Origin of the sequence: Geobacillus sp. E263 (assembly GCF_007197795.1) — a bacterium.
In the GTDB taxonomy this organism is placed as follows: domain Bacteria; phylum Bacillota; class Bacilli; order Bacillales; family Anoxybacillaceae; genus Parageobacillus_B; species Parageobacillus_B toebii.
In genome coordinates this window covers 1,113,743-1,140,039 of record NZ_CP041632.1, presented here as the reverse complement: position 1 = coordinate 1,140,039, position 26,297 = coordinate 1,113,743, and the positions used below count along the sequence as shown (strand labels likewise).

The 26,297-nt window shown below is 45.7% G+C and carries 22 protein-coding genes and 2 pseudogenes; 4 read left to right on the top strand and 20 right to left on the bottom strand.

Annotated features, from left to right (window positions below):
- Positions 1-159: 159 nt before the first annotated feature.
- Positions 160-1,182, top strand: coding sequence for an NADPH dehydrogenase NamA (gene namA, locus FNL97_RS05835; RefSeq protein WP_062678687.1), 1,023 nt, complete (start codon positions 160-162; stop codon positions 1,180-1,182).
- Positions 1,183-1,204: 22 nt separating this feature from the next.
- On the opposite strand, the gene rnz is transcribed toward namA, so the two are convergent.
- Positions 1,205-2,131 (bottom strand): ribonuclease Z, encoded by a 927-nt coding sequence (gene rnz, locus FNL97_RS05830; protein WP_089097894.1) that lies wholly within the window; start codon positions 2,129-2,131, stop codon positions 1,205-1,207.
- Positions 2,132-2,319: 188 nt separating this feature from the next.
- Between rnz and zwf the strand changes: the two genes are divergently transcribed.
- On the top strand, positions 2,320-3,801 hold the full coding sequence (gene zwf / locus FNL97_RS05825; protein ID WP_216368217.1) for a glucose-6-phosphate dehydrogenase: 1,482 nt from the start codon (positions 2,320-2,322) through the stop codon (positions 3,799-3,801).
- A 20-nt stretch (positions 3,802-3,821) separates the two neighbouring features.
- The gene (locus tag FNL97_RS05820) at positions 3,822-4,439 is read left to right on the top strand and encodes a cyclase family protein (RefSeq protein WP_143415202.1); all 618 of its coding nucleotides are present in this window, start codon (positions 3,822-3,824) and stop codon (positions 4,437-4,439) included.
- A 39-nt stretch (positions 4,440-4,478) separates the two neighbouring features.
- Here FNL97_RS05820 and gnd read toward each other — a convergent pair whose 3' ends face one another.
- The 6 genes and pseudogenes from gnd to mce all read right to left on the bottom strand — a co-directional run bounded on the left by gnd (position 4,479) and on the right by mce (position 10,549).
- On the bottom strand, positions 4,479-5,891 hold the full coding sequence (gene gnd, locus FNL97_RS05815) for an NADP-dependent phosphogluconate dehydrogenase (RefSeq protein WP_041269706.1): 1,413 nt from the start codon (positions 5,889-5,891) through the stop codon (positions 4,479-4,481).
- A gap of 235 nt (positions 5,892-6,126) precedes the next feature.
- Positions 6,127-6,572: pseudogene (mntA, locus tag FNL97_RS05810) on the bottom strand (type VII toxin-antitoxin system MntA family adenylyltransferase antitoxin).
- Positions 6,572-7,054, bottom strand: coding sequence for a chemotaxis protein CheW (locus tag FNL97_RS05805; RefSeq protein ID WP_143415201.1), 483 nt, complete (start codon positions 7,052-7,054; stop codon positions 6,572-6,574). The pseudogene mntA and the gene FNL97_RS05805 overlap by 1 nt, the downstream one beginning before the upstream one ends.
- Before the next feature lie 81 nt (positions 7,055-7,135).
- The gene (locus FNL97_RS05800; RefSeq protein WP_015864410.1) at positions 7,136-8,254 is read right to left on the bottom strand and encodes a tripeptidase T; all 1,119 of its coding nucleotides are present in this window, start codon (positions 8,252-8,254) and stop codon (positions 7,136-7,138) included.
- 304 nt (positions 8,255-8,558) lie between these two features.
- Positions 8,559-10,109 carry an acyl-CoA carboxylase subunit beta gene (locus FNL97_RS05795; RefSeq protein WP_041269936.1) on the bottom strand — a complete coding sequence of 517 codons (1,551 nt, stop codon included), beginning with the start codon at positions 10,107-10,109 and terminating at the stop codon, positions 8,559-8,561.
- 17 nt (positions 10,110-10,126) lie between these two features.
- Entirely contained in the window at positions 10,127-10,549 is a 423-nt protein-coding gene (mce, locus tag FNL97_RS05790; protein ID WP_015864412.1) for a methylmalonyl-CoA epimerase, read from the bottom strand.
- A 380-nt stretch (positions 10,550-10,929) separates the two neighbouring features.
- Between mce and prli42 the strand changes: the two genes are divergently transcribed.
- Positions 10,930-11,025: a stressosome-associated protein Prli42 gene (prli42, locus tag FNL97_RS17920; protein ID WP_015864413.1), complete on the top strand. Its 96-nt coding sequence runs from the start codon at positions 10,930-10,932 to the stop codon at positions 11,023-11,025.
- 269 nt (positions 11,026-11,294) lie between these two features.
- Here prli42 and FNL97_RS05785 read toward each other — a convergent pair whose 3' ends face one another.
- The 13 genes and pseudogenes from FNL97_RS05785 to lpdA form a co-directional block, all read right to left on the bottom strand.
- Complete coding sequence (locus tag FNL97_RS05785) at positions 11,295-11,798, bottom strand: L,D-transpeptidase (RefSeq protein WP_015864414.1); 504 nt, start codon at positions 11,796-11,798, stop codon at positions 11,295-11,297.
- A gap of 67 nt (positions 11,799-11,865) precedes the next feature.
- Entirely contained in the window at positions 11,866-12,843 is a 978-nt protein-coding gene (locus tag FNL97_RS05780; protein WP_062752854.1) for an aromatic acid exporter family protein, read from the bottom strand.
- A 67-nt stretch (positions 12,844-12,910) separates the two neighbouring features.
- Positions 12,911-13,633 carry an amino acid ABC transporter ATP-binding protein gene (locus FNL97_RS05775; RefSeq protein ID WP_015864416.1) on the bottom strand — a complete coding sequence of 241 codons (723 nt, stop codon included), beginning with the start codon at positions 13,631-13,633 and terminating at the stop codon, positions 12,911-12,913.
- A complete protein-coding gene (locus FNL97_RS05770) occupies positions 13,626-14,285 on the bottom strand; it encodes an amino acid ABC transporter permease (protein ID WP_015864417.1) in 660 nt (219 codons plus the stop codon). The genes FNL97_RS05775 and FNL97_RS05770 overlap by 8 nt, the downstream gene beginning before the upstream one ends.
- A gap of 72 nt (positions 14,286-14,357) precedes the next feature.
- Positions 14,358-15,140 carry a transporter substrate-binding domain-containing protein gene (locus tag FNL97_RS05765; RefSeq protein ID WP_143415200.1) on the bottom strand — a complete coding sequence of 261 codons (783 nt, stop codon included), beginning with the start codon at positions 15,138-15,140 and terminating at the stop codon, positions 14,358-14,360.
- 228 nt (positions 15,141-15,368) lie between these two features.
- Positions 15,369-15,799 (bottom strand): annotated as a pseudogene (locus tag FNL97_RS05760) (BrxA/BrxB family bacilliredoxin).
- Between the two features lie 40 nt (positions 15,800-15,839).
- On the bottom strand, positions 15,840-16,940 hold the full coding sequence (meaB, locus tag FNL97_RS05755; protein WP_143415199.1) for a methylmalonyl Co-A mutase-associated GTPase MeaB: 1,101 nt from the start codon (positions 16,938-16,940) through the stop codon (positions 15,840-15,842).
- Complete coding sequence (scpA, locus tag FNL97_RS05750; protein WP_143415198.1) at positions 16,937-19,132, bottom strand: methylmalonyl-CoA mutase; 2,196 nt, start codon at positions 19,130-19,132, stop codon at positions 16,937-16,939. Before scpA ends, meaB begins: the two co-directional genes overlap by 4 nt.
- Complete coding sequence (locus FNL97_RS05745; RefSeq protein ID WP_143415197.1) at positions 19,125-21,170, bottom strand: methylmalonyl-CoA mutase family protein; 2,046 nt, start codon at positions 21,168-21,170, stop codon at positions 19,125-19,127. The genes scpA and FNL97_RS05745 overlap by 8 nt, the downstream gene beginning before the upstream one ends.
- A 310-nt stretch (positions 21,171-21,480) precedes the next feature.
- Positions 21,481-22,785: a dihydrolipoamide acetyltransferase family protein gene (locus FNL97_RS05740; RefSeq protein WP_062678697.1), complete on the bottom strand. Its 1,305-nt coding sequence runs from the start codon at positions 22,783-22,785 to the stop codon at positions 21,481-21,483.
- 59 nt (positions 22,786-22,844) lie between these two features.
- Positions 22,845-23,828, bottom strand: coding sequence for an alpha-ketoacid dehydrogenase subunit beta (locus FNL97_RS05735; protein WP_015864425.1), 984 nt, complete (start codon positions 23,826-23,828; stop codon positions 22,845-22,847).
- Positions 23,829-23,841: 13 nt separating this feature from the next.
- On the bottom strand, positions 23,842-24,837 hold the full coding sequence (locus FNL97_RS05730; RefSeq protein ID WP_015864426.1) for a thiamine pyrophosphate-dependent dehydrogenase E1 component subunit alpha: 996 nt from the start codon (positions 24,835-24,837) through the stop codon (positions 23,842-23,844).
- Between the two features lie 23 nt (positions 24,838-24,860).
- Positions 24,861-26,282 carry a dihydrolipoyl dehydrogenase gene (lpdA, locus tag FNL97_RS05725; protein ID WP_143415196.1) on the bottom strand — a complete coding sequence of 474 codons (1,422 nt, stop codon included), beginning with the start codon at positions 26,280-26,282 and terminating at the stop codon, positions 24,861-24,863.
- Positions 26,283-26,297 lie beyond the last annotated feature (15 nt).

Below are 26,297 nucleotides of genomic sequence, written 5' to 3'. Positions count from 1 at the left end.
GAAAATATAAACCCCGCCTTCCTCCCACAGCTAAAGCAGTGGGCTTCCGGCGGATGTTCTCGTGAAATCCTCTTCGCATAGTACGTATCGTTTTTCTTCTCCAAGTAAACGTGCTATTATTCAATTGAAAACGACATTACTTGGGGGGAAAAACAGAGAATGGAAACGATGCTTTTTTCACCGTATACGATACGCGGGGTTACTATCAAAAACCGGATTGTTATGTCTCCTATGTGTATGTATTCTTGCGATACAGAAGATGGAAAAGTACGAAATTGGCATAAAATTCATTATCCGACACGTGCTGTCGGCCAAGTCGGTCTTATTATCGTTGAAGCGACTGCCGTTGCTGCTCAAGGAAGAATTTCGTCACGCGACTTAGGAATCTGGAGCGATGAGCATGTAGATGGATTGCGTGAATTAGCTTCGCTCGTTAAAGAGCATGGAGCTAAAATCGGCATCCAGCTTGCCCATGCCGGGCGCAAATCGGAAGTAGATGGAGAAATTATCGCTCCTTCGGCAATTCCATTCAGTGAAAAAACACGCACCCCGAAAGAAATGACGAAAGCAGATATCGAAGAAACGATTCAAGCGTTCCAAAATGGGGCGCGCCGCGCCAAAGAAGCTGGTTTTGATATCATCGAAATTCACGGTGCCCACGGCTATTTAATTAATGAATTTTTGTCGCCGCTATCGAACCGGCGGCAAGACGAGTATGGCGGTTCACCAGAAAACCGCTACCGCTTTTTAGGAGAAATTATCGATGCCGTAAGAGAAGTATGGGACGGACCGCTCTTTGTGCGCATTTCCGCTTCTGATTACCACCCGGAAGGCTTGACGGTCAAAGATTATGTTCCATATGCAAAACGCATGAAAGAACAAGGAGTCGACCTTATTGACGTAAGCTCTGGAGCAGTGGTTCCTGCAAAGATCCGTGTGTATCCGGGCTACCAAGTTCCGTTTGCGGAAACGATTCGCCGCGAAGCGAATATTGCAACTGGCGCAGTCGGTCTCATTACTTCCGGTCTGCAAGCGGAAGAAATTTTAAGAAACGGCCGGGCCGATTTAGTATTTCTTGCGCGCGAACTGTTACGCAACCCATATTGGCCATACGCCGCCGCAAAAGAGCTGGGGACGACGATTTCCGCCCCAGTGCAATATGAGCGGGGATGGCGTTTCTAAAGCTGCCGATTTTCCGGCAGCTTTATTTTTTTCGCGGAATGATAAAAGAAGAAAAATCGGAGGCCAACTCCGTATTCGGAAACAACTCTCTTGCCTGTTCTAGCAGTTCTTCACTTAGCGTTCCTTGATAGCGGGAACTAATATGAGTTAAAATCAGTCTCTTTACTCCAGCGAGTTTCGCCACTTCCGCCGCTTGGACAGCGGTAGAATGAAAATAATCATGCGCCAAAGCGCTATCCTCTGCCGCAAATGTTGCTTCGTGAACGAGCACATCTGCTTCTTTCGCCAGTTCCACGCTCGCTTCGCAATAGCGTGTATCGCCAAGAATCGTGACAATTCTCCCTTTTTGTGGAGGACCGACAAAATCGCGCCCATCAATGACCGTACCGTTGTCTAACTGCACCGTTTTCCCTAGCTTAATTTGTTGATAAATAGGACCAGGACGAATGCCGAGCGCCTTCAATTTATCTACTAAAAGTGTGCCAGGCAAATCTTTTTCCACAACCCGAAAGCCATAGGAAGGGATGCCGTGATCGAGCTGCTTGGCAATCACTAAAAATCGTTCGTCCTCAAAAATCGTTCCTTCCTCGATTTCGACAACTTGCAGGTCGTATTTCAAACGTGTGTAACTAACGGAAAGCGATATTTCGATAAACGCTTGAATTCCTTTCGGGCCATATATGGTTAACGGTGTATCACCGCCTTGAAAAGAGCGGCTGCCAAGCAATCCCGGCAATCCGAAAATATGATCACCGTGAAGATGGGTGATAAAAATATTTTCAATTCGTCTCGGACGAATGGACGTATGTAAAATTTGATGTTGTGTCGCCTCTCCGCAATCAAATAACCACGTTGCCCCGCGTTCTTCTAATAGCTGCAGCGCAATCGATGATACGTTTCTTTCCTTTGCCGGTACTCCAGCTCCTGTACCTAAAAACAATAATTCCAACGCACCCACTCCTTATGTAAAGCAACTTTTGTCTGTTGTTAGCGTATCAATGTTTCGCGTCTTATTTCAACACTCTTTTACAAAAACATAAAAAAACATAAAATGTTTGCGTTCATCGCCATAAATCTCTACAATTAATTACTTGAAGAGACAATTTTGGCTAAAGCGAGGTACATATCGTGAACAACATGGATCCGAAATCATTAATTGTGATTTTTGGTGCAACTGGTGACTTAGCAAAACGCAAGTTATTTCCTTCTATCTACCGATTATATGAAAAAGGAAAACTGTCCGAAGAATTTGCCGTTGTCGGTGTCGCACGACGACCGTTATCCAATGATGAGTTTCGCAACTATGTCCGTCAATCAGTGGAAAATGCGCTTAATCAAGAATTAAGCGATCAGCGCTTCGTATCTCATTTTTATTATCATCCATTCGATGTAACCGATACGGCTTCTTACCAGCAATTAAAGTCATTGCTTCAACAATTAGATGAAATATACCATGTTGATGGAAACCGCATTTTTTATTTAGCGATGGCGCCAGAATTTTTTGGCACGATTACGTCCCGCTTAAAATCGGAAGGTCTTACCGCGACAAACGGCTGGAAGCGGCTCGTCATTGAAAAACCGTTCGGTCATGACCTTCAAAGCGCACAACAACTAAATGAAGAAATTCGCCAATCGTTTTCGGAAAATGAAATTTACCGCATCGACCATTATCTTGGCAAGGAAATGGTGCAAAACATCGAAGTAATCCGTTTTTCAAACGCAATTTTTGAACCGCTTTGGAACAATCGGTTTATTTCTAACATTCAAATTACGTCAAGTGAAACGCTTGGTGTCGAGGACCGCGGACGCTATTACGACCATTCCGGAGCGCTTCGCGATATGGTGCAAAATCACATGCTTCAGATGGTCGCGCTCTTGGCGATGGAACCGCCGATTAAACTGACAACCGATGACATCCGCAACGAAAAAATAAAAGTGCTTCGCGCGCTTCGGCCAATTTCTCACGAGGAAGTAGACCAATACTTTGTACGAGGGCAATACGGCAGAGGAATCGTCAACGGAAAAGAAGTCGTAAGCTACCGTGAGGAAAATAACGTCGATCCAAACTCCAATACAGAAACGTTTGTAGCTGGAAAGTTGATGATCGATAATTTCCGTTGGGCCGGCGTGCCGTTTTATATTCGCACAGGTAAACGCATGACAGAAAAATCAACAAAAATTGTGGTCCAATTTAAAGATGTGCCAATGAACTTGTATTATCGGACAAATGAAAAAATCCAGCCAAACTTATTGATTATTCATATTCAGCCGGATGAAGGCATCACCCTTCATTTAAACGGTAAAAAAAGCGGCGAATATATGAAAACAACACCAATTAAATTAGACTACTGCAACAACTGCATCGATGGCATTAACACGCCAGAAGCGTATGAAAAATTGTTATATGACTGCATGCGCGGCGATGCGACAAACTTTACGCATTGGGATGAAGTAGCCGCTTCATGGCAGTTTGTCGACCCTATTTCCGAAGTATGGGAAAATACAAAAGCTATCGATTTTCCAAACTATGAAGCCGGATCGATGGGACCGAAAGCTTCAGATGAATTACTGCAAAAAGATGGATTCCATTGGTGGCCGATTTGCCACCCTAAACAATGACGAAGGGAGCTAATGAAACGATGAAATTTTATGACGTGACCGCACCAATTTTTGAAGGAATGCCTGTCTATAAAAATAAACCGGAAAAGCAACCGAAACTAACGAGCGTGACAAATGATTACGTCACGGAATCCCGTATTGACATGGATGTACATACCGGAACCCATATCGATGCGCCGCTTCATATGGTCAAAGGCGGCGAAACGTTTGAAACGATTTCTCTCGACCGCCTCGTTAGCACATGCAAACTATTCGATCTTACGCATGTGAGCGATAAAATTTCGAAAGAGGATATCGCTTCATTAGATATTCATGAAAATGATTTTGTATTGTTTAAAACGAAAAACTCGCTAGAAGATGCCTTTAATTTTGAATTTATTTATGTTGCTGAAGATGCGGCCCGGTATCTTGCCGATAAAAAAGTTCGTGGCGTTGGCATCGATGCCTTGGGCATTGAACGAAGCCAGCCGGGGCATCCGACGCATAAAACGTTATTTTCCGCAGGTGTGATCGTGATCGAAGGGCTGCGGTTAAAAGACGTTCCAGAAGGCTCATACTTTATGGTCGCAGCACCGCTTAAACTTGTCGGCACGGACGCTGCGCCGGCGCGTGTTATTTTATTTGAAAACATGCAATAAAAAAATTCCCCTTATTGCGAGGCAATAAGGGGAATTTTTTTACTTCTTCAACCACTCTGTATGGAAAACTCCTTCTTTGTCTACACGTTCATATGTGTGCGCGCCAAAGTAGTCGCGCTGTGCTTGAATTAAGTTCGCCGGCAATGTTTCCATCCGGTAGCTGTCATAATATGCTAACGCGCTTGAGAATGCCGGAACTGGAATGCCACGCATAACAGCGATTGCAATGATTTCACGCAGCGCTTCTTGATAATTTTCCACAATTTCTTTGAAATACGGGTCTAACAATAAGTTTGGCAACTGTGGATCGCGATCGTATGCGTCTTTAATTTTTTGCAAAAATTGCGCGCGAATGATGCAGCCGCCGCGGAAAATCATCGCAATATTGCCGTACTGCAAATTCCAGTTATATTCATCAGACGCCGCTTTCATTTGCGCAAAGCCTTGGGCATACGAACAAATTTTGCTCATGTACAGCGCGCGGCGCACCGCTTCGATAAAGCGGGCACGATCGCCTTCAAACGGTTTGACCGCAGGACCAGAAAGAAGTTTGCTCGCTTTCACCCGTTCGTCTTTCATCGCCGAAATAAAGCGGGCAAACACTGATTCCGTGATGATTGGAAGCGGCACTCCTAGGTCAAGCGCATTTTGGCTTGTCCATTTTCCCGTTCCTTTTTGACCGGCTTTATCTAAAATCACATCAACAAGCGGCTTGCCCGTTTCCTCATCGATCTTTGTAAAAATATCTGCCGTAATTTCGATTAAATAGCTATTTAATTCACCTTTATTCCACTCGGCAAACACTTCATGCAGCTCTTGGGCGTTTAAGCCGAGCACATGCTTTAACAAGAAGTACGCTTCGGCAATAAGCTGCATATCGCCGTATTCAATGCCGTTATGAACCATTTTCACATAATGTCCCGCACCGTCCGGACCGATGTACGTCGTGCACGGCTCGCCATCTACTTTCGCCGCAATCGCTTCGAAAATCGGACGAACAAGTTCATGCGCTTCTTTTTGGCCACCAGGCATGATGGATGGACCTTTTAACGCGCCTTCTTCGCCGCCCGAAACACCCGTGCCGATAAAGTGAATGCCAAGTTCAGCCAATTCTTTGTTGCGGCGTTGTGTATCTTTGAAATACGTATTGCCGCCATCGATTAAAATATCGCCTTTTTCTAGATATGGCTTTAATTGTTCAATAGTTGCGTCCGTCGGTGCGCCCGCTTTCACCATTAACAAAATTTTCCGCGGTTTTTCAAGCGCATTGACAAATTCTTCGATGCTATATGTACCGACGATATTTTTTCCTTTCGCTTCCTTTAAAAATTCGTCCGTCTTTTCACGGGAACGGTTATAAACGGCAACTGAATATCCCTTGCTTTCAATGTTTAACGCAAGGTTTTTTCCCATTACTGCTAATCCAATGACGCCAATTTGTTGTTTTGCCATCATCAAACGTTCCTTTCTATACTTATTATTTGTTCATGAAAGAACATACCACAGTTCATTTTACCATATCAAGTTTTTCAATTACATTTAGAACAGCTTTCCGCGGACATAATGTTTCTGAAAAAAAGAAGTCCTGGTTTCAGGACTCTGTAAATTTTTCGGATTGTTATCATATTCTTCGTTTATTCTTTTGATACAGCGCTCAATAACGCTAATTTTGTTGAGGATGACATCATTATTCATACACCGCTCCCCTTTTGCGAATCCGCTCGAGAATTTCTGCCCGCTCTTCGTTTAATTTCGCATATTCCTTGAACACTTTCATCTCAAATTGTGCTTTTTTATCATCATCTATTCCTTGAACACTTTCATCTCAAATTGTGCTTTTTTATCATCATCGGCACAATACAGCACTTTCCCCTTCCCAACAACTTGCGCTTGAAAAACGGTCGTTGCTTCTTTCAAATCAACTAAGTCAACGTCACAATTCAAGATTGCCGCAAGCTCCCCGGCAATCATAAACCGTTCGTAATGGCTTAATGTTCGTTCGCTTAAAAAAGCAAGATCAATATCGCTATCTTGCCGCGCTTGTTGTTGCGCTTCAGAACCGAAAAGATAGATGACATAAGGATTTATTTTTTTTACAAGAAATTGGACAATGGTTTGAAAATCATGATTCATTAGACTCTCTCCGTTTCTAAGGAAAAAGCCGCACTATAAATATGCTCCTTAATCGCTTTCGTCCCTTCCAAATGGGCAAATAATCGGTTTGGGTCAATTAATGTAATCAACCGCTCCGGCAAGCTGGCGATCCCGACAAGATATGGTGTTTGCTCGTACGCAAGCATATTCACTTGCTTTACTGCTTCTTCCGGAATATCGAGAATCTCTTTCGCCTCATCGACAATAAACGCAACGGAAATATCTTCGGCCCTGGTGACAACAAGACGCGTCCTACCCGTTTCTTCAAAAGGACGACCGTACAACAGTTTTCGCGTATCAAGCACCGGCACCAACTCGCCGCGAATGCGAATGACTCCGACCATATAATCTGGCATTTGCGGAACGATTGTTGGAGCCATCATTTTTTCAATGGAAATGACAAGCTCAACCGGTATCGCATATTGTTCACGCTCCAATTGAAAAACGACAAATTTTTTCATTCGACCGTCTCCCCTCACCGTCTATCGCTCTACTCTATTTCTATAATAGAAAGAAGCATCCAAACAATGGATGCTCCGTTATTATTTTGCCACTTCTTCAACGATTGCGACAACCATTTCCGTTAATTTGACAAGCTCTTCAATCGGCATGCGTTCATTCGTCGTATGAATATCTTCGTAGCCAACTGCTAAGTTCACTGTCGGAATGCCAAAACCGGCAATGACGTTCGCATCGCTGCCGCCGCCGCTGCGAAGCAATTCGCACGGACGCCCGATTTTTGCCGCGGCGCGTTTTGCAACCTCCACAACATGGTCGCCGTCGCCGAACTTAAATCCTGGATACATCACCTCGACATCTACTTCGGCGCGTCCTCCCATTTCTTCGGCAACCGTTTCAAATGCCTCTTTCATTTTTGCGACTTGGGCTTCCATCTTTTCCGGCACTAAGGATCGTGCTTCTGCTAAAATATCGACGCGGTCGCAGACGATGTTCGTTTGCGTTCCACCTTCAAAACGGCCGATGTTTGCCGTTGTTTCTTCATCAATGCGGCCGAGCGGCATTTGAGCAATTGCTTTTGCGGCGATCGTAATTGCCGATACGCCTTTTTCAGGAGCGACGCCGGCATGCGCCGTTTTTCCGTGAACAACGACTTTCAATTTTGCTTGTGTCGGCGCGGCAACGACGATGTTTCCGACTTTGCCATCGCTGTCTAACGCATAGCCAAATTTTGCTTGAATCAATGACGGATCGAGCGCTTTCGCTCCGACAAGGCCAGATTCTTCCCCGACCGTAATGATAAATTGAATCGTGCCATGCGGAATGTTTTGCTCTTTTAAGACGCGAATCGCCTCGAACATCGCCGCCAATCCCGCTTTATCGTCCGCTCCTAAAATCGTCGTTCCATCGGTCACGACATATCCATCTTGGATGGACGGCTTCACTCCTTTTCCAGGAACAACGGTATCCATATGGGACGTAAAATAAATCGGGTCCACCCCTTCTTTTGTCGCTTCTAACGTACAAATTAAGTTTCCAGCGCCATGTCCGGTTTTCGCCGCTGCATCATCTTCAATGACATGCAGTCCAAGCGCTTCAAATTTTTGCTTTAATACTTTGGCGATTTCTCCTTCATGCTTTGTCTCCGAATCGATTTGCACGAGTTCCAAAAATTCGTCGACTAAACGTTGCTGATTGATCATGTTCGTTCTTCCTCCTACTTATGTACTCATTTAAAAGTATACCCGATTTAACCAACGATTGCGAAAAATTGTTTTTGAAGAATAAAAAAAGCCCAGTTTCCATGATCGATGCCGATGCCCCTTGACAGCCTGAAAAACACACTCCTGTCAAATCACGTTCTGAAAAGATGGAACGCACTTTAATGTTCGCGGCATAAATATGCCAATAGTTAGCGGTGACTCTTTCTATTTTTGAAAAATAAAAAACGATTCGAATCAATCAAACCCGCCGCCACAGATGATCGTGACAGCGGGTTTCATTGTTTTACAACGGAATATTTCCATGTTTTTTCTTCGGACGTTCCTCGTGTTTATTCCGAAGCATCTCGAGCGCTTGGATGAGTTTGATTCTCGTATCACGCGGATCGATGATATCATCGACCATGCCGTATTTCGCCGCAACGTATGGGTTGGCAAATTTACTGCGATATTCTTCGATCTTTTGCGCCCGCGTTTCTTCCGGATTTGGGCTGTTTTCGATTTCGCTTGCAAAAATGATATTCGCCGCTCCTTGCGGACCCATGACGGCGATTTCCGCATTCGGCCACGCGTAAACGACATCGGCGCCAATCGACTTGCTGTTGAGCGCCACATACGCGCCGCCGTATGCTTTCCGCAAAATGACGGTAATTTTCGGGACGGTCGCCTCGGAATATGCATACAAAATTTTCGCTCCGTGGCGAATGATGCCTCCATGTTCCTGCTTGACGCCCGGGAAAAAGCCAGTGACATCTTCAAATGTAATAATCGGGATGTTAAATGAGTCACAGAAGCGGATAAATCGCGCCGCTTTATCCGATGAATCAATATCAAGCCCTCCAGCCATAAATTTCGGCTGATTGCACACAAGCCCGACGACTTCGCCTTTAATGCGAGCAAAACCGATGACAATATTTTTAGCAAAATCTTTTTGTACTTCCATAAACGAACCTTCATCAACGACCTGCAAAATGACGTTGCGCACATCATACGGACGGACTGCGTCAATCGGCACAATATCCGCTAAATCAGGCCGATAATCGTCTCCGTTTGGAATCGGGCCAAACGGCGGTTTTTCTTGATTGTTTTGCGGCAAATAACTTAACAGCTGCCGCACTTTATTAAGCACTTCTTCCTCGGTTGCACCGGAAAAGTGGGCGTTGCCGCTGATCGTGTTGTGGACGCGGGCGCCGCCTAAATCTTCGGCGCTAATTTTTTCCCCTGTCACCGCTTCGATCACTTTCGGTCCTGTAATAAACATTTGGCTCGTTTTTTCCACCATAAAGACAAAATCGGTGATCGCCGGCGAATATACGGCACCACCCGCACAAGGCCCCATGATTACAGAAATTTGCGGAATGACACCGGAATAAATCGAGTTACGGTAGAAAATATGGCCATAACCATCTAACGACAAGACCCCTTCTTGAATGCGCGCCCCGCCTGAATCGTTGAGACCAATTACAGGTGCGCCTGTTTTTGCGGCTAAATCCATAATATTCGAAATTTTTTTCGCGTGCATTTCTCCAAGCGCACCGCCGAATACGGTAAAATCTTGGGAAAAGACAAATACGGTGCGGCCGTTGATTTTCCCATATCCGGTCACAACGCCGTCTCCTGGGCCTTTTTTTCCATCTAAACCGAAATCGGTACAACGATGCTCGATAAATGGATTCAGTTCCACAAATGTTCCTTCATCAAGAAGCAAATCAATACGCTCACGGGCTGTCAGTTTTCCTTTGGCGTGCTGCTTTTCAATTTTATCGTCACCGCCGCCTAATTCGATTTCGCGGCGGCGGTCGTATAACTCATTAATTTTATCATACATGTCTGTCATTATTGTTGTATTTGCCATTATTGCTGCACCTCCGCATCCGTCTTTTCGCAAAGTTCATACAAAACGCCTCCTGTTGATTTCGGATGCATAAACGCAACGAGCGCCCCGCCAGCGCCGCGTTTTGGTGCATCTTGAATCATGCGAATTCCTTTTTCCTTTAATTCATTAATACGTTCTTGAATATGATCAACACCAAGTGCAACGTGATGAATTCCTTCTCCTCGTTTTTCGATAAACTTAGCGATCGCACTATCTGGCGACGTCGGCTCTAATAATTCAATTTTTGTCTCTCCTGCCTTTAAAAAAGCGACTTTTACTTTTTCTGATTCCACTTCCTCGATGCCAAGCAACTTCAGCTGCAAAATATCGGCATAAAATGGCAACGCTTTCTCGATAGACTTAACGGCAATTCCAACATGGTCTACTTTTTTTACATCCATTGTCCAATCCCCTTTGCTGTAGAATGTTGCGAACATTAAGTATATTCGCTATTTCGACAAAAAATCCTGCTTTTTCTCTTACAATCATGGACAAGTTTTTCCCTTGTCCCCCTGTTTTCATCACGGTACAATGATAGACAGGAACGTTTGTAATAAGGAGGTGTGGACCTGGTTACTAAAATCGTTGTCGTGTACTGATCGATGGAAGGAATGGTGCACGACAGGTGCCGTCGCTGACAGCGATCCACGGGGTATCTTTCACAGCAGGTTAGACATAAGGACTCCCTTCCTGATGGAACCCAGGTGTTTCCTGAGCGGCAAGCAGTTTTGCTGGTTCCATCGCGATGAATCGATTTTTATATTAGTAACCAGGAACGGAAATGTCCCGCAAAAAAACACAAAAATTAGTCGTTTATTTAATGCTGATCGCTATGCTCATCACAACGATTTTAACCGGCATCAGCATGTGGGTTTAATAAGAAAAGCGAAGGCGGCGCGATTAGCTCTCGAAGCGAAATGTTCTTCGCCCGCAGAAGTGCTTGCACTTCAAAAGGGCGAAGGTTATTTCGCACAAGAGAGCTAGCCGCCGAAGCTAGACAATAAGAAAAGCGAAGGCGGCCCAATTTCGCCTAAAGGCTGCCCATATCCTTCGTGTGGTGAATGTTGCCTTCTTGGCTTTGCGAAACACTTTTTTGTAGATGCAAAAAGGGCAAGCTTCATTATTGCGGAGCTTGCCCTTTTATAGTCATAGTGCGCCATACCGTTTGGCAATTGCATAAAACGATTCGTTGCTGCGAACAATCACTACTTTTGTGCCAATCGGGATTTTTTCATACAATTGTTCGACATCGCGATTGTACATGCGCACACAGCCTTTCGATACATATTTTCCGATGGATGATGGATTATTCGTTCCATGAATCCCATATATGCGTCCGTCCGTTCCTCTAGCATTAAATCCAACCCACCGTGTTCCAAGCGGATTGTTCGGCGCACCGCCCGGGATATTTTGTTTGCGATAATATGGGTTTTCCGCCTTGACAGTAACCATAAACAATCCTTCTGGCGTTAGTGACTCATTAAAACCAGTGGCGACAGGATATACGGCTTCAATTTTTCCGTTATGAATAAAGGCAAGTTGATTGACCGCCTTATTGATAATAATAAACGGTTTTGTTTCTGCCGTCCCGGAAGCGGGGATGGATAAAAATGAAAATAACATAAGCATCATTGTTAATATAAAGCGCATATTTCCCACACCCTTTGTTTTTCTTTGTTATAGTGTGAGGCAAAAGGGGAGTGGGCATACATATTTGTTACATGGCAGCAGAAGCCCGTTTTTTTCCTTCTGAAACACGAAATTGACTTTTTATAATCAAATATTGTTCAAGTTCTTTCACCAAGTGCAGCAAAGCAGCCCGTTCCTCAAATTCTTCTCGCGTTTTTGGAAGAGGCATTGTTTCAAACCTTTTTTTCATACAATGAAGTTCACGAAGAAAGCGGTCTGCCGTATTTCCCGGATGAACGGCATCGCTTAATTTGTCGATAAAATCGGCGACAATGTTGCGCTGCTCCACCGTATAAGTGAGTGATGTGACAAGCGGCAATACTCGTTCAATAATTTCCAGTTGCTTCTCTCTCATTCGAAAATAATGATAATATCCTTCTTCACTTCGCAGCATATGATTTTCAACATTTCTTATCGCAAGCAGTTTTGCCTTTTGTAAAATATCTCCTGCTAGCGTCAATTCTTTTCCATCCCAATCGATTTCATTGGTGCGCAAGTAACGAACGATCTCCTTCAGAATAATGCGAAATAAATCTTCAACAATGCGCTGATATTCCTTTAATTGCTTTTCCGCACTTGGCATATACATATTCATTAATAAGGCAACACTAATGCCGATTAAAATAAGCAACAATTCATTGCAAATAATTTCCCACGTAAACTTCCTTGCTGCGTACAAATGGAGAATAATAACCGAACTTGTCGCAATCCCTTCATTTACTTTTAACCACACTGTTGTTGGAATAAAAAAGAGCAGCATCAATCCGACGGTAAACGGATAATACCCAATTCCTTGAAAGAAAATATATGAAAACAGCATCGCGACAACACATGCGACAAAACGCGCCCACGCAGCTTTTAACGATCTTTTTTTCGTCACTTGCACGCATAAAATCGTAATAATGCCGGCAGAAGCAAAATTATGTAATCCCGCTAGCTGAGCGATGCTAATTGAAAGCGCGGTGCCTATTGCTGTTTTCGCTGTGCGATATCCAATCTTCACCATTTTTTCATTCTCCTGCTTAAAAAAGTAAAAAAGATGATCCAAGGGACCATCTTTTTATTGTACTTGATTATAGCATCTTTTCAAGGAATTCTTGAGCCCGCTTGCTTTTCGGAGATGTGAAAAATTCTTGCGGGGGCGCGTCCTCGACGAGCTGGCCGCCGTCTAAAAACAACACCCGGTCGGCAACTTCGCGGGCAAAGCCCATTTCATGCGTAACAATCGCCATCGTCATTCCCGTATGGGCAAGCGACTTCATGACTTCAAGCACTTCTTTGACCATTTCCGGATCCAACGCTGACGTTGGTTCGTCAAACAACATTACATCCGGCGACATGGCAAGCGCCCTCGCAATCGCTACGCGCTGTTTTTGGCCTCCCGACAGCCGGCTTGGATATTCGTTTGCCTTTTGTTCCAATCCGACCTTTTTCAACAGTTCGATTCCTTTCGCTTCCGCTTCGGCCTTTGTCATTCCCTTTACTTTAATCGGCGCATACGTGACGTTTTCAAGCACGGTCATATGCGGAAACAAATGGAAATGCTGAAACACCATGCCGACATGCTGGCGCACTTTCATGATGTTTGTCTTTTTATCTGTAATTTCCTCGTCACCGATCCAAATTCTCCCCCTTGTCGGTTCTTCCAACAAGTTTAAGCAGCGTAAAAACGTGGATTTTCCTGACCCAGATGGACCGATAACCGCCACTACTTCGCCTTGCTTAATCGTTGTTGTAATTCCTTTTAATACTTCTAATTTGCCAAACGATTTATGCAAATCTTCTACTTTAATCACTTTTTCTCAATCTCCCTTCTAACGCTTTGCCAAGCAGCGTAAGAAGCATGACTAAAACGTAGTAAATAAGCCCAGCAATCAACAGCGGCTCAATATACCGATACACTTGTCCGCCAACGATGTAAGCACGCCGCATGACATCCATCGCTCCAATTACCGTTACAACGGCAGATTCTTTCGTCAATGTAATAAATTCATTCATCAATGCCGGCAAAATATTTTTCAGCGCTTGCGGCAAAATAATATCACGCATCATTAGCTTGTACGGAACACCAAGCGCCAGCGCCGCTTCCCGCTGCCCTTTATCAACGGCTAAAATGCCGGCGCGGATGATTTCAGAAACATAGGCGGCAGAGTTTAGCCCGAACGCGATGACCGCTGCGGGAAATGCGTCAATTTCAACACCGGTAAGCTGCGGTATTCCAAAATAAATAAGGACAAGCTGCAACACAAGCGGCGTGCCGCGAAATACGGATGTATACGCATCGGCAAACCATGTCAAAACCTTCATTCTGCCAATTTTCATTAACGCTAAAATAACTCCAAGCACAAACCCTAACAACACCGCGAAAACGACAATTTTTAATGTAACTGCAATTCCTGCTAATATAAATGGAATTGATGGAACAATTTGTGAAAAATCTAAGTTCACCGACCCTTCATCCTTCCTTGCAACATAGTGAAAACGTTCAAAAAGGCCCCCCCTTTTTGAACGCATTACAAATTATTGGTCAAACCATTTTTTAATCAACTTGTCCACTTCGCCGTTTTTGATCTTTTCTTGCAATACTTTATTAAACTCATCGCGAAGCTTGCTTCCTTTTGGGAAAGCAATCGCATATCCTGATTTTTCTTTGTCTGTCGGGATTGTATGACCTTCTAGTTTGCCATTGCTGCTATCTAGATATCCTTTTGCAACTGTATCTTCGATAATTGCTGCATCAAAGCGCCCTGCTTGAATCTCTTGAATTAACTCCGGAATGCGGTTGCGGCTTTCAATTTTCATGTCAACTTTTTTTGCAATTTTATTTGCTTCTCCTTCTTGAATCGAGCCGGTTTGAACACCAACCGTTTTTCCTTTTAAATCCTCAACTGTTTTAATGCCGCTTCCTTTCTTGGAAACGATCATGTTTCGCGCTACATAATACACATCCGAGAAATCAACGTTTTTCTTGCGTTCTTTCGTTGGAGTCATCCCCGCTAATACAAAATCTACTTTTCCTGACTGCAATGCCGGAATCAACCCGGTAAAGTCCATATCGACAATTTCAAATTCATATCCTAATTCTTTCGTAATCATCTTTGCTAAATCGACATCAAACCCGATAATTTCATTGCCTTTTGTGGTATCGATATATTCAAATGGCGCATAGTCGGCGGAAGTACCCATTCTTAACACTTTCTTTTGTTCTCCGCTTCCGTTTTTCTGTTCTCCGCCTGTGCCGCATGCCGAGAGCAAACCAATTAATAAAATGCTAGCAATAAAAAACAACAATGATTTTTTCATACGGTGTCTCTCCCTCTCTTCTCAAAAGTTTAAATAATTTTTATAATATTGCGAAATAAGTTTTGAAGATTAATAAAATACATACTTGTTTTTTTGAATATATATTCTATGTTTTGTATATTAACACACATAGTAATAATTATGCAATCTATTTTTTAATTATAAATAAATTATTTTTGCTTTTTGAGAATAACAAAATAAATAACGGAGCTGAAAAATTCAGCTCCGTTATACTTCATCGCAATATTGATCAAACGCCGCCTGCAGCTTTTGGACGACTTCGATCGGCTCGTGCCCTTCGATTTCATGACGATGAATCATCGTACAAAGCTTGCCGTCCTTTAGTAAAGCGAAAGATGGAGAAGAAGGCGGCTGTCCTTCAAAATATTCCCTTGCTCGCGCTGTTGCCTCTTTATCTTGGCCGGCAAATACGGTTACAAGATGGTCTGGACGTTTGTCATAATGAATCGCATGCGCCGCTGCAGGACGGGCAATGCCCCCGCACAGCCACATACCGAGTTAATCATTACAAGCGTTGTGCCCGGTCGCTTAAATGCGGCATCCACTTCTTCAGGTGTACGCAATTCTTCAAAGCCAGCCTCCACGATTTCGCGGCGCGATTGTTCCACGATATCATTAAATAGCGGAAATTGAAACATGCTCAAGCACCTCCTTTTCTTATCGTATCACATTTTTCCATTATGACCTACTTTCATATATCTTAATAAGCTCTCGCACCGCGGAAGTAACGGATTGTGTTCCGGAAATAACGTTATTTTCAATGACCGGCAGCTTTTCTTTTACTGCGGGATGGGAAAAGAAACTCGTTTCTAAATAATCTTTAATCATTGAGTAAATCCAATCTTTTTGCTGATGGCGCCGGCGCATGTCAAACACGCCTGATTGTTTCGTCGTTTCTACAAACTTCTGAATCACGTTCCAAATTTCTTCGATGCCTTCTCCTAAAAGAGCCGAACACGTATATGCTTTTGTCTCCCACCCTGGTGTTGCTGGGCGCAAATAATGAAGAATCTGATTATACTCTTTTTGCGCGGCCAGCGCTTTTGGCTTATTGTCTCCGTCCGCTTTATTAATGACAACCGCATCGGTTAATTCCATAATTCCGCGTTTTATTCCTTGCAAATCGTCCCCAGCGCCTGTTAAAACAAGCATTAAAAAGAAATCGACCATGCCGCGTACGACAAATTCGCTTTGCCCGACACCGACCGTTTCTACCAAAATAACATCATATCCTGCCGCTTCGCAAAGCATCATCGTCTCACGCGTTTTTCGGTGCACACCGCCGAGCGCTCCTCCTGATGGCGACGGACGGATAAATGCACGCGGATGGCGCGCTAACGACTCCATCCGCGTTTTATCGCCAAGAATACTGCCGCCTGTTAAAGAACTGCTCGGGTCAACCGCTAATACGGCAACACGGTGCCCTTGTTCGCATAAAAACGTGCCAAACGCTTCAATAAACGTGCTTTTTCCTGCTCCCGGCACGCCGGTGATGCCAATGCGGATCGATTTTCCGACATGTGGAAGCAGTTCGTTTAACACTTGTTGGGCAATGTCCATATGCTTGGGCGCATTGCTCTCAACAAGGGTGATTGCCTGGGCTAAAATCGTGCGGTCATTGTTCAACACGCCTTCGACATATTCTTTTACTGACCTTTCTTTCCGCTTCACCCAACGTTTTGGCGAAGCGGAAGCAGTGGTTTTCACATAAGCGGTCGCAAACTCATTTTCTCTCTCTTTTTCCACCCATTCAGGGCGATGCGTCCATTCGCCGTTCATTGCCTCACTTCCTCGTAGCCGAGACGTTTATAAATTTCTTTCAATACTTTTTCCGCTGCGGTTGGAATGACCGTGCCTGGTCCGAAAATCGCCGCCGCTCCATGCTCATACAAAAATTCATAGTCTTGCGGCGGAATAACGCCGCCGACGACGACAATAATGTCTTCGCGTCCAAGCTTCCGCAATTCCTCCACTAATTGCGGCAATAATGTTTTATGCCCGCCGGCAAGCGAACTGATCCCAACGACATGGACGTCGTTTTCGACCGCCTGACGCGCCGTTTCTTCCGGAGTTTGGAACAATGGACCAATATCGACGTCAAATCCTAAGTCGGCAAAGGCAGTGGCGATCACTTTCGCTCCTCGGTCATGGCCGTCTTGCCCCATTTTCGCTACCATTAAACGCGGACGGCGGCCTTCTAATTCATAAAATTCATTAGTCATTTTCTTTACTCGCTCGAATTGTTCTTCATTTGTGAATTCGGAGCTGTACACCCCGCTAATCGAGCGAATGACCGCTTTGTGTCGCTTCGCTACTTTTTCGATCGCGTACGAAATTTCGCCTAATGTCGCGCGGGCGCGCGCTGCCTGTACGGCAAGCTCGAGCAAGTTTCCTTCTCCCGTTTCCGTCGCTTTTGTAATCGCGTCAAGCGCTTCCTGCACTTTTTGTTCATCACGGGAAGCGCGCAGCTGTTTTAATTTTTCGATTTGCCGCATCCGAACCGCTGTATTGTCGACTTCTAAAATCTCGATTGGTTCTTCTTTTTCCGGGCGATATTTGTTGACGCCGATAATCGTTTCCGCACCAGAATCGATTCTCGCTTGGCGTCTTGCCGCCGCTTCCTCGATGCGCATTTTCGGAAGCCCCGTTTCAATCGCTTTCGCCATGCCTCCAAGGCTTTCGATTTCTTCAATATGCTTCCACGCGCGATTCATCAATTCGTTCGTTAACGTTTCCACATAGTAAGAACCTGCCCATGGGTCAATGACATTGCAAATGCCTGTTTCATCTTGCAAGTAAATCTGTGTATTGCGGGCAATGCGCGCGGAGAAATCAGTCGGAAGCGCGATCGCTTCATCGAGCGCGTTCGTATGAAGCGACTGCGTATGCCCAAGCGCAGCGGCGTGCGCTTCAATACATGTACGCACAACGTTGTTAAATGGATCTTGCTCGGTTAAGCTCCAGCCAGATGTTTGCGAATGCGTCCGCAATGCGAGCGATTTTGGATTTTTCGGATGGAACGTTTTCATCATTTTTGCCCACATAATGCGCGCCGCACGCATTTTCGCGACTTCCATGAAATAGTTCATGCCGATTGCCCAGAAGAATGACAATCTTGGCGCGAACGAGTCAATATCAATTCCTGCTTTTAATCCTGTACGAACATATTCTAATCCGTCCGCAAGCGTATACGCCAATTCAATATCCGCCGGCGCTCCCGCTTCTTGCATATGATATCCGGAAATGCTGATGCTGTTAAACTTTGGCATGTATTTGGAAGTGTATTCAAAAATGTCAGCGATAATGCGCATCGACGTTTCCGGAGGATAAATATACGTGTTGCGCACCATATATTCTTTTAAAATATCGTTTTGAATCGTTCCGGAAAGCTTATCTTGCGTGACGCCTTGCTCTTCGGCGGTGACGATATAAAATGCCATAATTGGCAGCACCGCGCCGTTCATGGTCATCGATACCGATATTTGATCAAGCGGAATGCCGTCAAACAAAATTTTCATATCTAAAATCGAATCGACCGCCACTCCCGCTTTGCCGACGTCACCAACGACGCGCGGATGGTCGGAGTCATAGCCGCGGTGGGTCGCAAGGTCAAACGCAACGGACAGCCCCTTTTGCCCCATCGCTAAGTTGCGTCGATAAAATGCGTTGCTTTCTTCCGCCGTCGAAAACCCTGCGTATTGCCGGATCGTCCACGGCCGATTCACGTACATCGATGGATACGGTCCGCGCAAATACGGTGGAATTCCCGGCATATAATCAAGAAAATCAAAGCCTTCGATATCTTTTTTCGTATATAGCGGTTTTACGGTGATATGTTCATTTGTTTGAAACAATAAGTCATCGATGGATGCCCGCACCTTTTCTTCGATCGCCTGCTTCCATTGTTGCTCATCTGCCGCTTGTTTTTTGATTTCTAGCGAAAGGTTGGTAAAATCGACTTGCTTACACATCAAGGGCCACCCCCATCTCTTTCATAAACGATACAATCGTTTCATAACAGTTCGAACCGATATGGATAAAACCATCGACCCCCGCCTCGATGAAAGTCTGTTCAACATCGGCAGGCTGTTTTCCGGCGACATACAGCTTGGCGTTTGGCTTTTCCTGCTTGAACGCTTTGGCGATCGCAGGAACGATATCGGCGTAGCTTTCATCCGAGCCGCAAATAACATAATGCGTCCCGCCTGCATTGATTGCTTCTGACACCGCTTCCTCAGCGCTATGAACGCCTTTGCTTTTTTCCACCGCTATCCCGCCGGCTTCAAAAAAGCCGGTAATAAAATCGGCGCGTGCTTTATAGTTTGGAATGGAGCCAATGTTAATTAAATGCACCGTCGGACGCGCTCCATGTTTTTCAAGATGAGCTTCCGAAGCTTTGCGCAGTTGTTCAAACGGTTCAGCCAAGCGCCATTGTTTGATCGGCTTGACGCTTACGGATGCTTCATCTGCTTTTAATGCCGCTTCGATTTCCTGAGCGGTTGCTCGACGAACTGCCATAAAAATAGCTGTCTCGATCCATCGTTTTTCACCGAATCCCGCTTGCAATTGCGCGACGTTTTCTTCGTTTAGCGTTAAAGAAGATAGTTGTTTTTCGTCGTTTTCGTTCGCTTTTTGTACAGGTTCTTCGGCTAAGTTGGCGTAAAAGTTTGTGCCGACAATTTTCTCTTTCCGTTTTTTCACATTGTTTCTCCGCTGTTCTGCAACGTTTTCTACTTCCGCTTGTATAAACCCGTCTTGAAGTGCTTTCACGATACCGCCTTTTTCTTCGATTTGCTGGAACAGCTTCCACGCCTCTTCCGCCACTTGTGCTGTCAATGTTTCGACATAGTACGAACCGCCGGCTGGGTCAATGACATTAGCAATATGTGCTTCTTCCAACAAAATCAGCTGCGTGTTGCGGGCAATTCTCCGTGAAAATTCATCAGCGCGTCCGATCGCTTCGTCAAACGGAGAAACGTGAAGGCTGTCAGCGCCGCCAATCGTTGCGGCAAACGCTTCCGCCGTCGCGCGAAGCATATTGACATATGGATCATAAACCGTTTTTGTGAAATAAGACGTGCGCGCATGCATGGCGATTTTTTGCGATGATTCGCTGCCGCCAAACGCCTGTACGATGTTGGACCAAACAAGTCTTGCTGCGCGAAGCTTTGCGATTTCCATAAAAAAGTTCGAACCGATTGCAAACGAAAAGTGGATTTGCGGCGCAATGGCATCAATCACCAATCCTCTGTCCAAGCATGCACGAATATATTCCACCGCTGTTGCGAACGCAAACGCTAATTCTTGAACCGCGTTTGCCCCGCCGTTATGGTACGGTTCGCCGCGGACAATGACCGTCTTTACACCCTGCATGTTTTCTTTTGTCCATTTCGTCACATCGGCCATCACGTCGTACAATGCCGCAAGCGGGGTTGAAAGCTGGCCTTTTTCCGCAAGTGCACCGACTGGATCCATCCCAATCGTTCCGCGCACTGCGTCAAATGGTATTTGCTGTTTTTGCAAATAGGCGGCAAGCAATGCCAAAAATGAAAGCGATTGTGCCCCCGCATCGATGCGAAGCGAATATTTATCCAAAGAAATGCCGGAAAACATGGCTTCGATATCGTCAACCGATGTTACCGGAAAACCTAGCCGTTCCAACACGATATGGATTTCCGTTTGCCCTCTTTCCAAATCGTGTTTAACGATTTCATTCCACTCCGTCGGACTGCTAGCTGAAATTTCCTGGCTGACCTTCCACGGCTCGCGAATATATCCGTTCGGCTTGGTTCCGCGAACATAGCCCGGAAAACCTGGATACTGTTCGACATGAGCAAGCGACTCTATGTCCTGACGCGTATAAATGGGTTTAATCGTGATATTTTCATATGTAGTCGAATAAAGTTTTTCGAATGGCTTCCCTTTTAACGACTTCTCGACTTCCTGTTTCCATTCCTCGAAGCTTGGAATGGGAAACGACTGCTGCTTCATCGCTGAAATATCGCTCACTGCGTTCTCCCCCCTTATATCTTTTCTCCCATCCTTTAGAAATCGCTTTCTTTTTTCATTTTTAAAAATATTGCTGATATTTTTATTGTAATATATGAGGAGAGTTCTAGCAATGAACAAAACACAATCCGTCTTTTGATAATTTATCAAAATAAACGGCAAATATCAGGAAGAGCTGGTCCAATGCAATCCCCGCTTTCTAAAAGCTCCGCTGTAGTTATCGATAAACTCTTCTTAGAAAAGATTTGTATTAGGAGTATTATAACACGAAAAACCCCACCACAAACGAAGCTGTGGTGAGGTTTTCCTATTAATAAATCGGCGTATTATCTTTGGATATGTTTTCTAAAATTTCTTTGACGCGCGCAAGGAAGCGGCCGCAGATTAAGCCGTCCAAAACGCGGTGGTCAAGGGATAGACATAAGTTGACCATATCGCGGATGGCAATCATGCCGTCTTTGACAACCGGGCGTTTGACGATCGATTCCACTTGCAAAATCGCCGCTTGTGGATAGTTGATAATGCCCATCGATTGCACGGAGCCGAAGGAACCGGTGTTGTTCACCGTAAACGTGCCGCCTTGCATATCTTCCGGGCGAAGTTTGCCGGCGCGCGCCTTTGCGGCCAGCTCGGCGATTTCGCGTGCGATGCCTTTGATCGATTTTTCGTCGGCGTGCTTAATGACTGGAACAAATAACGCATCATCTGTCGCCACTGCGATCGAGATGTTGATGTCTTTTTTCTGGACAATTTTGTCGCCTGCCCACATCGAGTTGATCTGTGGGAATTCTTTCAATGCTTGCGCGACCGCTTTGACGAAGAAGGCAAAATATGTTAAATTGAAGCCTTCGCGTTTTTTGAATTCGTCTTTGATCGAGTCGCGGTATGCCACTAAGTTCGTCACATCGACTTCGACCATCGTCCATGCGTGCGGCGCTTCGTGTTTGCTGCGAAGCATGTTCGTGGCGATCGCTTTGCGCACAGGGGTGACTGGAATTTCGATGTCGCCTGCATGAACAGGAACGCTTGTCGCCGCCTGTTTTGGAACAGCTGCGGGTTCTGCTTTCGGCGCTTCTTGCACTGGTGTTGGCTGCGGTGCAGGCTGGGACGAAGCGGCCGACTGCCCACCGGCTTTCGGAATATTTCCAGATTCGATGAGCTTTAACAAATCTTTGCGCGTAATCCGTCCTCCCAGTCCCGTTCCTTGCACTTGCTCTAAATCAATATTATGTTCTTGAGCGAGGCGAAGAACAGCTGGCGAATAGCGGCCTTTATTGGCCCGATCCGCTTTTTTTGGCGCTTGAGCAGCTGCTCCTTTTGTCTCTTCTGCTTTCGGTGCTTCCTCTTGTTTTGCTTCCGCTGCTGTTCCTTCGCCTTCCACTTCGATCGTACAAATCACGGCGCCAACCGGCAGCGTTTCTCCTTCATTCGCGATAATTTCTTTGATCACGCCCGTAAATGACGAAGGAATTTCCGCATTCACTTTATCTGTCATGACTTCGGCGATCGGATCGTATTTGTTTACTTTGTCGCCGACAGATACAAGCCATTTGCTGATCGTTCCTTCGGTGACGCTTTCCCCGAGCTGGGGCATGGTAAGTTGTTCAATTGCCACGTGGGATAACCTCCTATCTCCGTTCAAATCTGCATTTTGAATCGCAAAAATCCGTCTGCTTAAAACGCCGCTAGCTCGCGCATTGCCTTTTCGACCTTGTCCGGGTTCACCATAAAGAATTTTTCCATCGTCGGTGCGTATGGCATCGCCGGGACGTCCGGGCCGGCAAGGCGCATAATTGGCGCGTCTAAATCAAACAAGCAATGTTCGGCGATAATGGCGGCCACTTCGCTCATGACGCTTCCTTCTTTGTTATCTTCCGTAATCAGCAGCACTTTTCCTGTTTTGCTTGCCGCTTCGATAATCGCTTCTTTATCTAGCGGATATACCGTACGCAAATCAAGGATGTGCGCGGAAATGCCATCTTGCGCTACCCGTTCTGCCGCTTGCAGCGCAAAATGAACACATAATCCATACGTAATAACGGTAATATCGTCGCCCTCGCGTTTAACGTCTGCTTTGCCGATTGGCAATACATAATCTCCTTCCGGCACTTCTCCTTTAATCAGACGATACGCGCGCTTATGTTCAAAGAAAAGCACCGGGTCTTCATCGCGAATCGCCGCTTTTAATAACCCTTTTACATCATATGGTGTCGATGGCATGACAATTTTTAAACCTGGCTGGTTTGCAAAAATCGCTTCCACTGATTGCGAATGGTATAAGGCGCCGTGAACGCCGCCGCCGTATGGAGCACGGATGACGATCGGACAGTTCCAGTCATTATTGGAGCGGTAGCGAATCCGCGCCGCTTCCGAAATAATTTGGTTGACCGCAGGCATGATGAAATCAGCAAATTGAATTTCAGCAATTGGGCGCAATCCGTACATCGCCGCACCGATTCCGACCCCAACGATCGCAGATTCAGATAACGGAGTATCAATGACACGTTCTTCGCCGAACTGTTCATACAATCCTTGTGTCGCTTTAAACACCCCGCCCTTTTTTCCAACATCTTCTCCTAATACGAAGACGCGCGGGTCGCGTTCCATTTCCTCGCGAATCGCCATCGTCACAGCATCAATATAGGAAATCACTGGCATCGTCCATTCCCCCTTACTTCTCTGCATATACGTACTTTAAGGCATGTTCTGGTTCCGCGTATGGCGCCTTTTCCGCATAATCGGTCGCTTCGTCCACCTGTTTCATGACGCGGTCATGAATTTCTTTTTCTAGTTCGTCTGTTAACACACCGGCTTCTTTTAAATATTTCGCAAACGAAATAATCGGGTCTTTGGCACGCGCTTCTTCTAATTCTTCTTCGGACCGGTATGCGCGTTGATCATCGTCGGAAGAATGCGAGGTTAAACGATAGGAAACCGTTTCAATCAATGTCGGTCCTTCACCGCGGCGGGCACGATCAGCTGCCTCTTTCACGACTTTGTACACTTCAAGCGGATCGTTTCCGTCTACCGTATAGCCCGGCATACCGTAACCGATGGCGCGGTCCGATACTTTTTCGCACGCCAATTGTTTTGAAATTGGCACAGAAATCGCGTATTTGTTATTTTCGCACATGAAAATAACAGGCAATTTATGCACGCCGGCAAAGTTCGCTCCTTCATGGAAATCGCCTTGGTTTGATGAACCTTCCCCAAACGTGACAAACGCGATAAAATCTTTCTTCTCCATTTTTGCCGCCAGCGCAATGCCAACCGCATGCGGCACTTGCGTCGTTACTGGAGATGAGCCGGTTACGATGCGATTTTTCTTTTTCCCGAAGTGGCCTGGCATTTGCCGGCCGCCGGAGTTTGGATCTTCCGCTTTCGCAAACGCGGAAAGCATTAATTCCGTCGGCGTCATCCCGAATGTTAAAACAACGCCCATATCACGGTAGTAAGGCAAAACATAATCTTTCGTACGATCAAGGGCAAACGCCGCGCCGACTTGCGCCGCTTCCTGCCCTTGGCAGGAGATAACGAACGGAATTTTTCCAGCGCGGTTTAATAACCACATACGCTCGTCGATTTTACGAGCCAACAACATCGTTTCATACATTTGCAATACCGTTTCATCGCTTAAGCCTAGCGCTTGGTGACGATTTTCAGCCATCGAAACAACCTCCCTTTATTCGCTTAAAAATGAATCGCTTTTCCATCCACGGCAAGCGCCGCTTCTGCCATCGCTTCTGATAACGTTGGATGCGGATGAATCGTATGCGCGACTTCCCACGGCGTCGCATCCAGCACGCGAGCGAGTCCCGCTTCGGAAATCATATCGGTAACGTGAGGTCCTACCATATGAACGCCAAGCAAGTCGTTCGTTTTTTGATCAGCTACGATTTTCACGAATCCTTCCGCTTCGCCAAACACGAGCGCTTTGCCGATCGCTTTAAACGGGAATTTTCCGACTTTGACATCATATCCTTTTGCTTTCGCTTCTTCTTCCGTTAAGCCGACGCTTGCGACTTCCGGACGGCTGTAGACGCATTTCGAAATCATGGTATAGTCGATCGGCGATGGATTTTGGCCGGCAATATGCTCGACAGCAACGATGCCTTCATGGGATGCTACATGTGCTAGCTGCAAGCCGCCGATGACATCGCCAATCGCATAAATATGCGATTCTTTCGTTTGGTAAAACTCGTTCGTTTGAATAAATCCCTTTTCGACGACAATATCGGTATTTTCAATGCCGATTCCTTCAATGTTTGCCTGGCGGCCGACGGAAACGAGCATTTTTTCGGCGGTAAACGTTTTTTGCTCGCCGTTATATTCCGCTTTAATCGTCACACCATTTCCTTTTTCCAACGTTTCCGGCAAGACTTTTGCCCCTGCGACAATCGTAATGCCGCGGCGCTTAAGAAGCTTTTCTACTTCCTTGGATACATCGCGGTCTTCGGTTGGCAAAATTCGCTCCGCGTATTCCAATACCGTCACTTCCACCCCAAAATCATTCAGCATCGATGCCCATTCAATGCCAATGACACCGCCGCCGACGATAATAATGGAAGAAGGAAGTGTTTCCATTTGCAGCGCTTCATCGGATGTCATGACCAATTTGCCGTCAATGTCAAGGCCTGGCAGCGTCCGCGGACGCGAACCTGTGGCGATGATAACATTTTTCGGCACGAGCATCTCGTTTTCCGAACCGTCATTCATTTCCACGGAAATCGTCCCCGGCATCGGCGAGAAAATGGATGGGCCTAAAATGCGCCCAGTTCCGGCATAAACGTCAATTTTTCCTTTTTTCATTAAGTGCTGAACGCCTTTATGGAGCTGTTCGATAATGGCTGCTTTGCGCGCCTGCACTTTGGCGAAGTCAAGGCGTACATCGCTTGTAATGACACCGAATGCCTCGCTTTTTTTCGTTTGTGCGTATACTTCCGCGCTTCGCAGCAGCGCCTTGCTTGGAATGCAGCCGGCATGCAGACACGTTCCGCCCAGCTTGCCTTTTTCAACAACGGCTGTTTTTAGCCCTAGCTGGGAAGCGCGAATCGCTGCCACATATCCTCCGGTGCCGCCGCCAAGGATGACAAGATCATATTCTTTTGCCATATCGTTTTCTCCTTT

Excerpts from the sequence above, each read along its gene's own strand:
- FNL97_RS05785 (WP_015864414.1), bottom strand. The coding sequence starts at position 11,798 with ATGCGCTTTATATTAACAATGATGCTTATGTTATTTTCATTTTTATCC.
- FNL97_RS05735 (WP_015864425.1), bottom strand. The coding sequence starts at position 23,828 with ATGCCAGTGATTTCCTATATTGATGCTGTGACGATGGCGATTCGCGAG.
- namA (WP_062678687.1), top strand. The coding sequence starts at position 160 with ATGGAAACGATGCTTTTTTCACCGTATACGATACGCGGGGTTACTATC.
- meaB (WP_143415199.1), bottom strand. The coding sequence starts at position 16,940 with ATGAACGGCGAATGGACGCATCGCCCTGAATGGGTGGAAAAAGAGAGA.
- FNL97_RS05795 (WP_041269936.1), bottom strand. The coding sequence starts at position 10,109 with ATGACAGACATGTATGATAAAATTAATGAGTTATACGACCGCCGCCGC.
- gnd (WP_041269706.1), bottom strand. The coding sequence starts at position 5,891 with ATGGCAAAACAACAAATTGGCGTCATTGGATTAGCAGTAATGGGAAAA.
- FNL97_RS05820 (WP_143415202.1), top strand. The coding sequence starts at position 3,822 with ATGAAATTTTATGACGTGACCGCACCAATTTTTGAAGGAATGCCTGTC.
- FNL97_RS05780 (WP_062752854.1), bottom strand. The coding sequence starts at position 12,843 with ATGGTGAAGATTGGATATCGCACAGCGAAAACAGCAATAGGCACCGCG.
- FNL97_RS05765 (WP_143415200.1), bottom strand. The coding sequence starts at position 15,140 with ATGAAAAAATCATTGTTGTTTTTTATTGCTAGCATTTTATTAATTGGT.
- FNL97_RS05805 (WP_143415201.1), bottom strand. The coding sequence starts at position 7,054 with ATGAAAAAATTTGTCGTTTTTCAATTGGAGCGTGAACAATATGCGATA.
- lpdA (WP_143415196.1), bottom strand. The coding sequence starts at position 26,282 with ATGGCAAAAGAATATGATCTTGTCATCCTTGGCGGCGGCACCGGAGGA.
- prli42 (WP_015864413.1), top strand. The coding sequence starts at position 10,930 with ATGTCCCGCAAAAAAACACAAAAATTAGTCGTTTATTTAATGCTGATC.
- FNL97_RS05730 (WP_015864426.1), bottom strand. The coding sequence starts at position 24,837 with ATGGCTGAAAATCGTCACCAAGCGCTAGGCTTAAGCGATGAAACGGTA.
- scpA (WP_143415198.1), bottom strand. The coding sequence starts at position 19,132 with ATGTGTAAGCAAGTCGATTTTACCAACCTTTCGCTAGAAATCAAAAAA.
- FNL97_RS05800 (WP_015864410.1), bottom strand. The coding sequence starts at position 8,254 with ATGATCAATCAGCAACGTTTAGTCGACGAATTTTTGGAACTCGTGCAA.
- mce (WP_015864412.1), bottom strand. The coding sequence starts at position 10,549 with ATGGATGTAAAAAAAGTAGACCATGTTGGAATTGCCGTTAAGTCTATC.
- zwf (WP_216368217.1), top strand. The coding sequence starts at position 2,320 with ATGGATCCGAAATCATTAATTGTGATTTTTGGTGCAACTGGTGACTTA.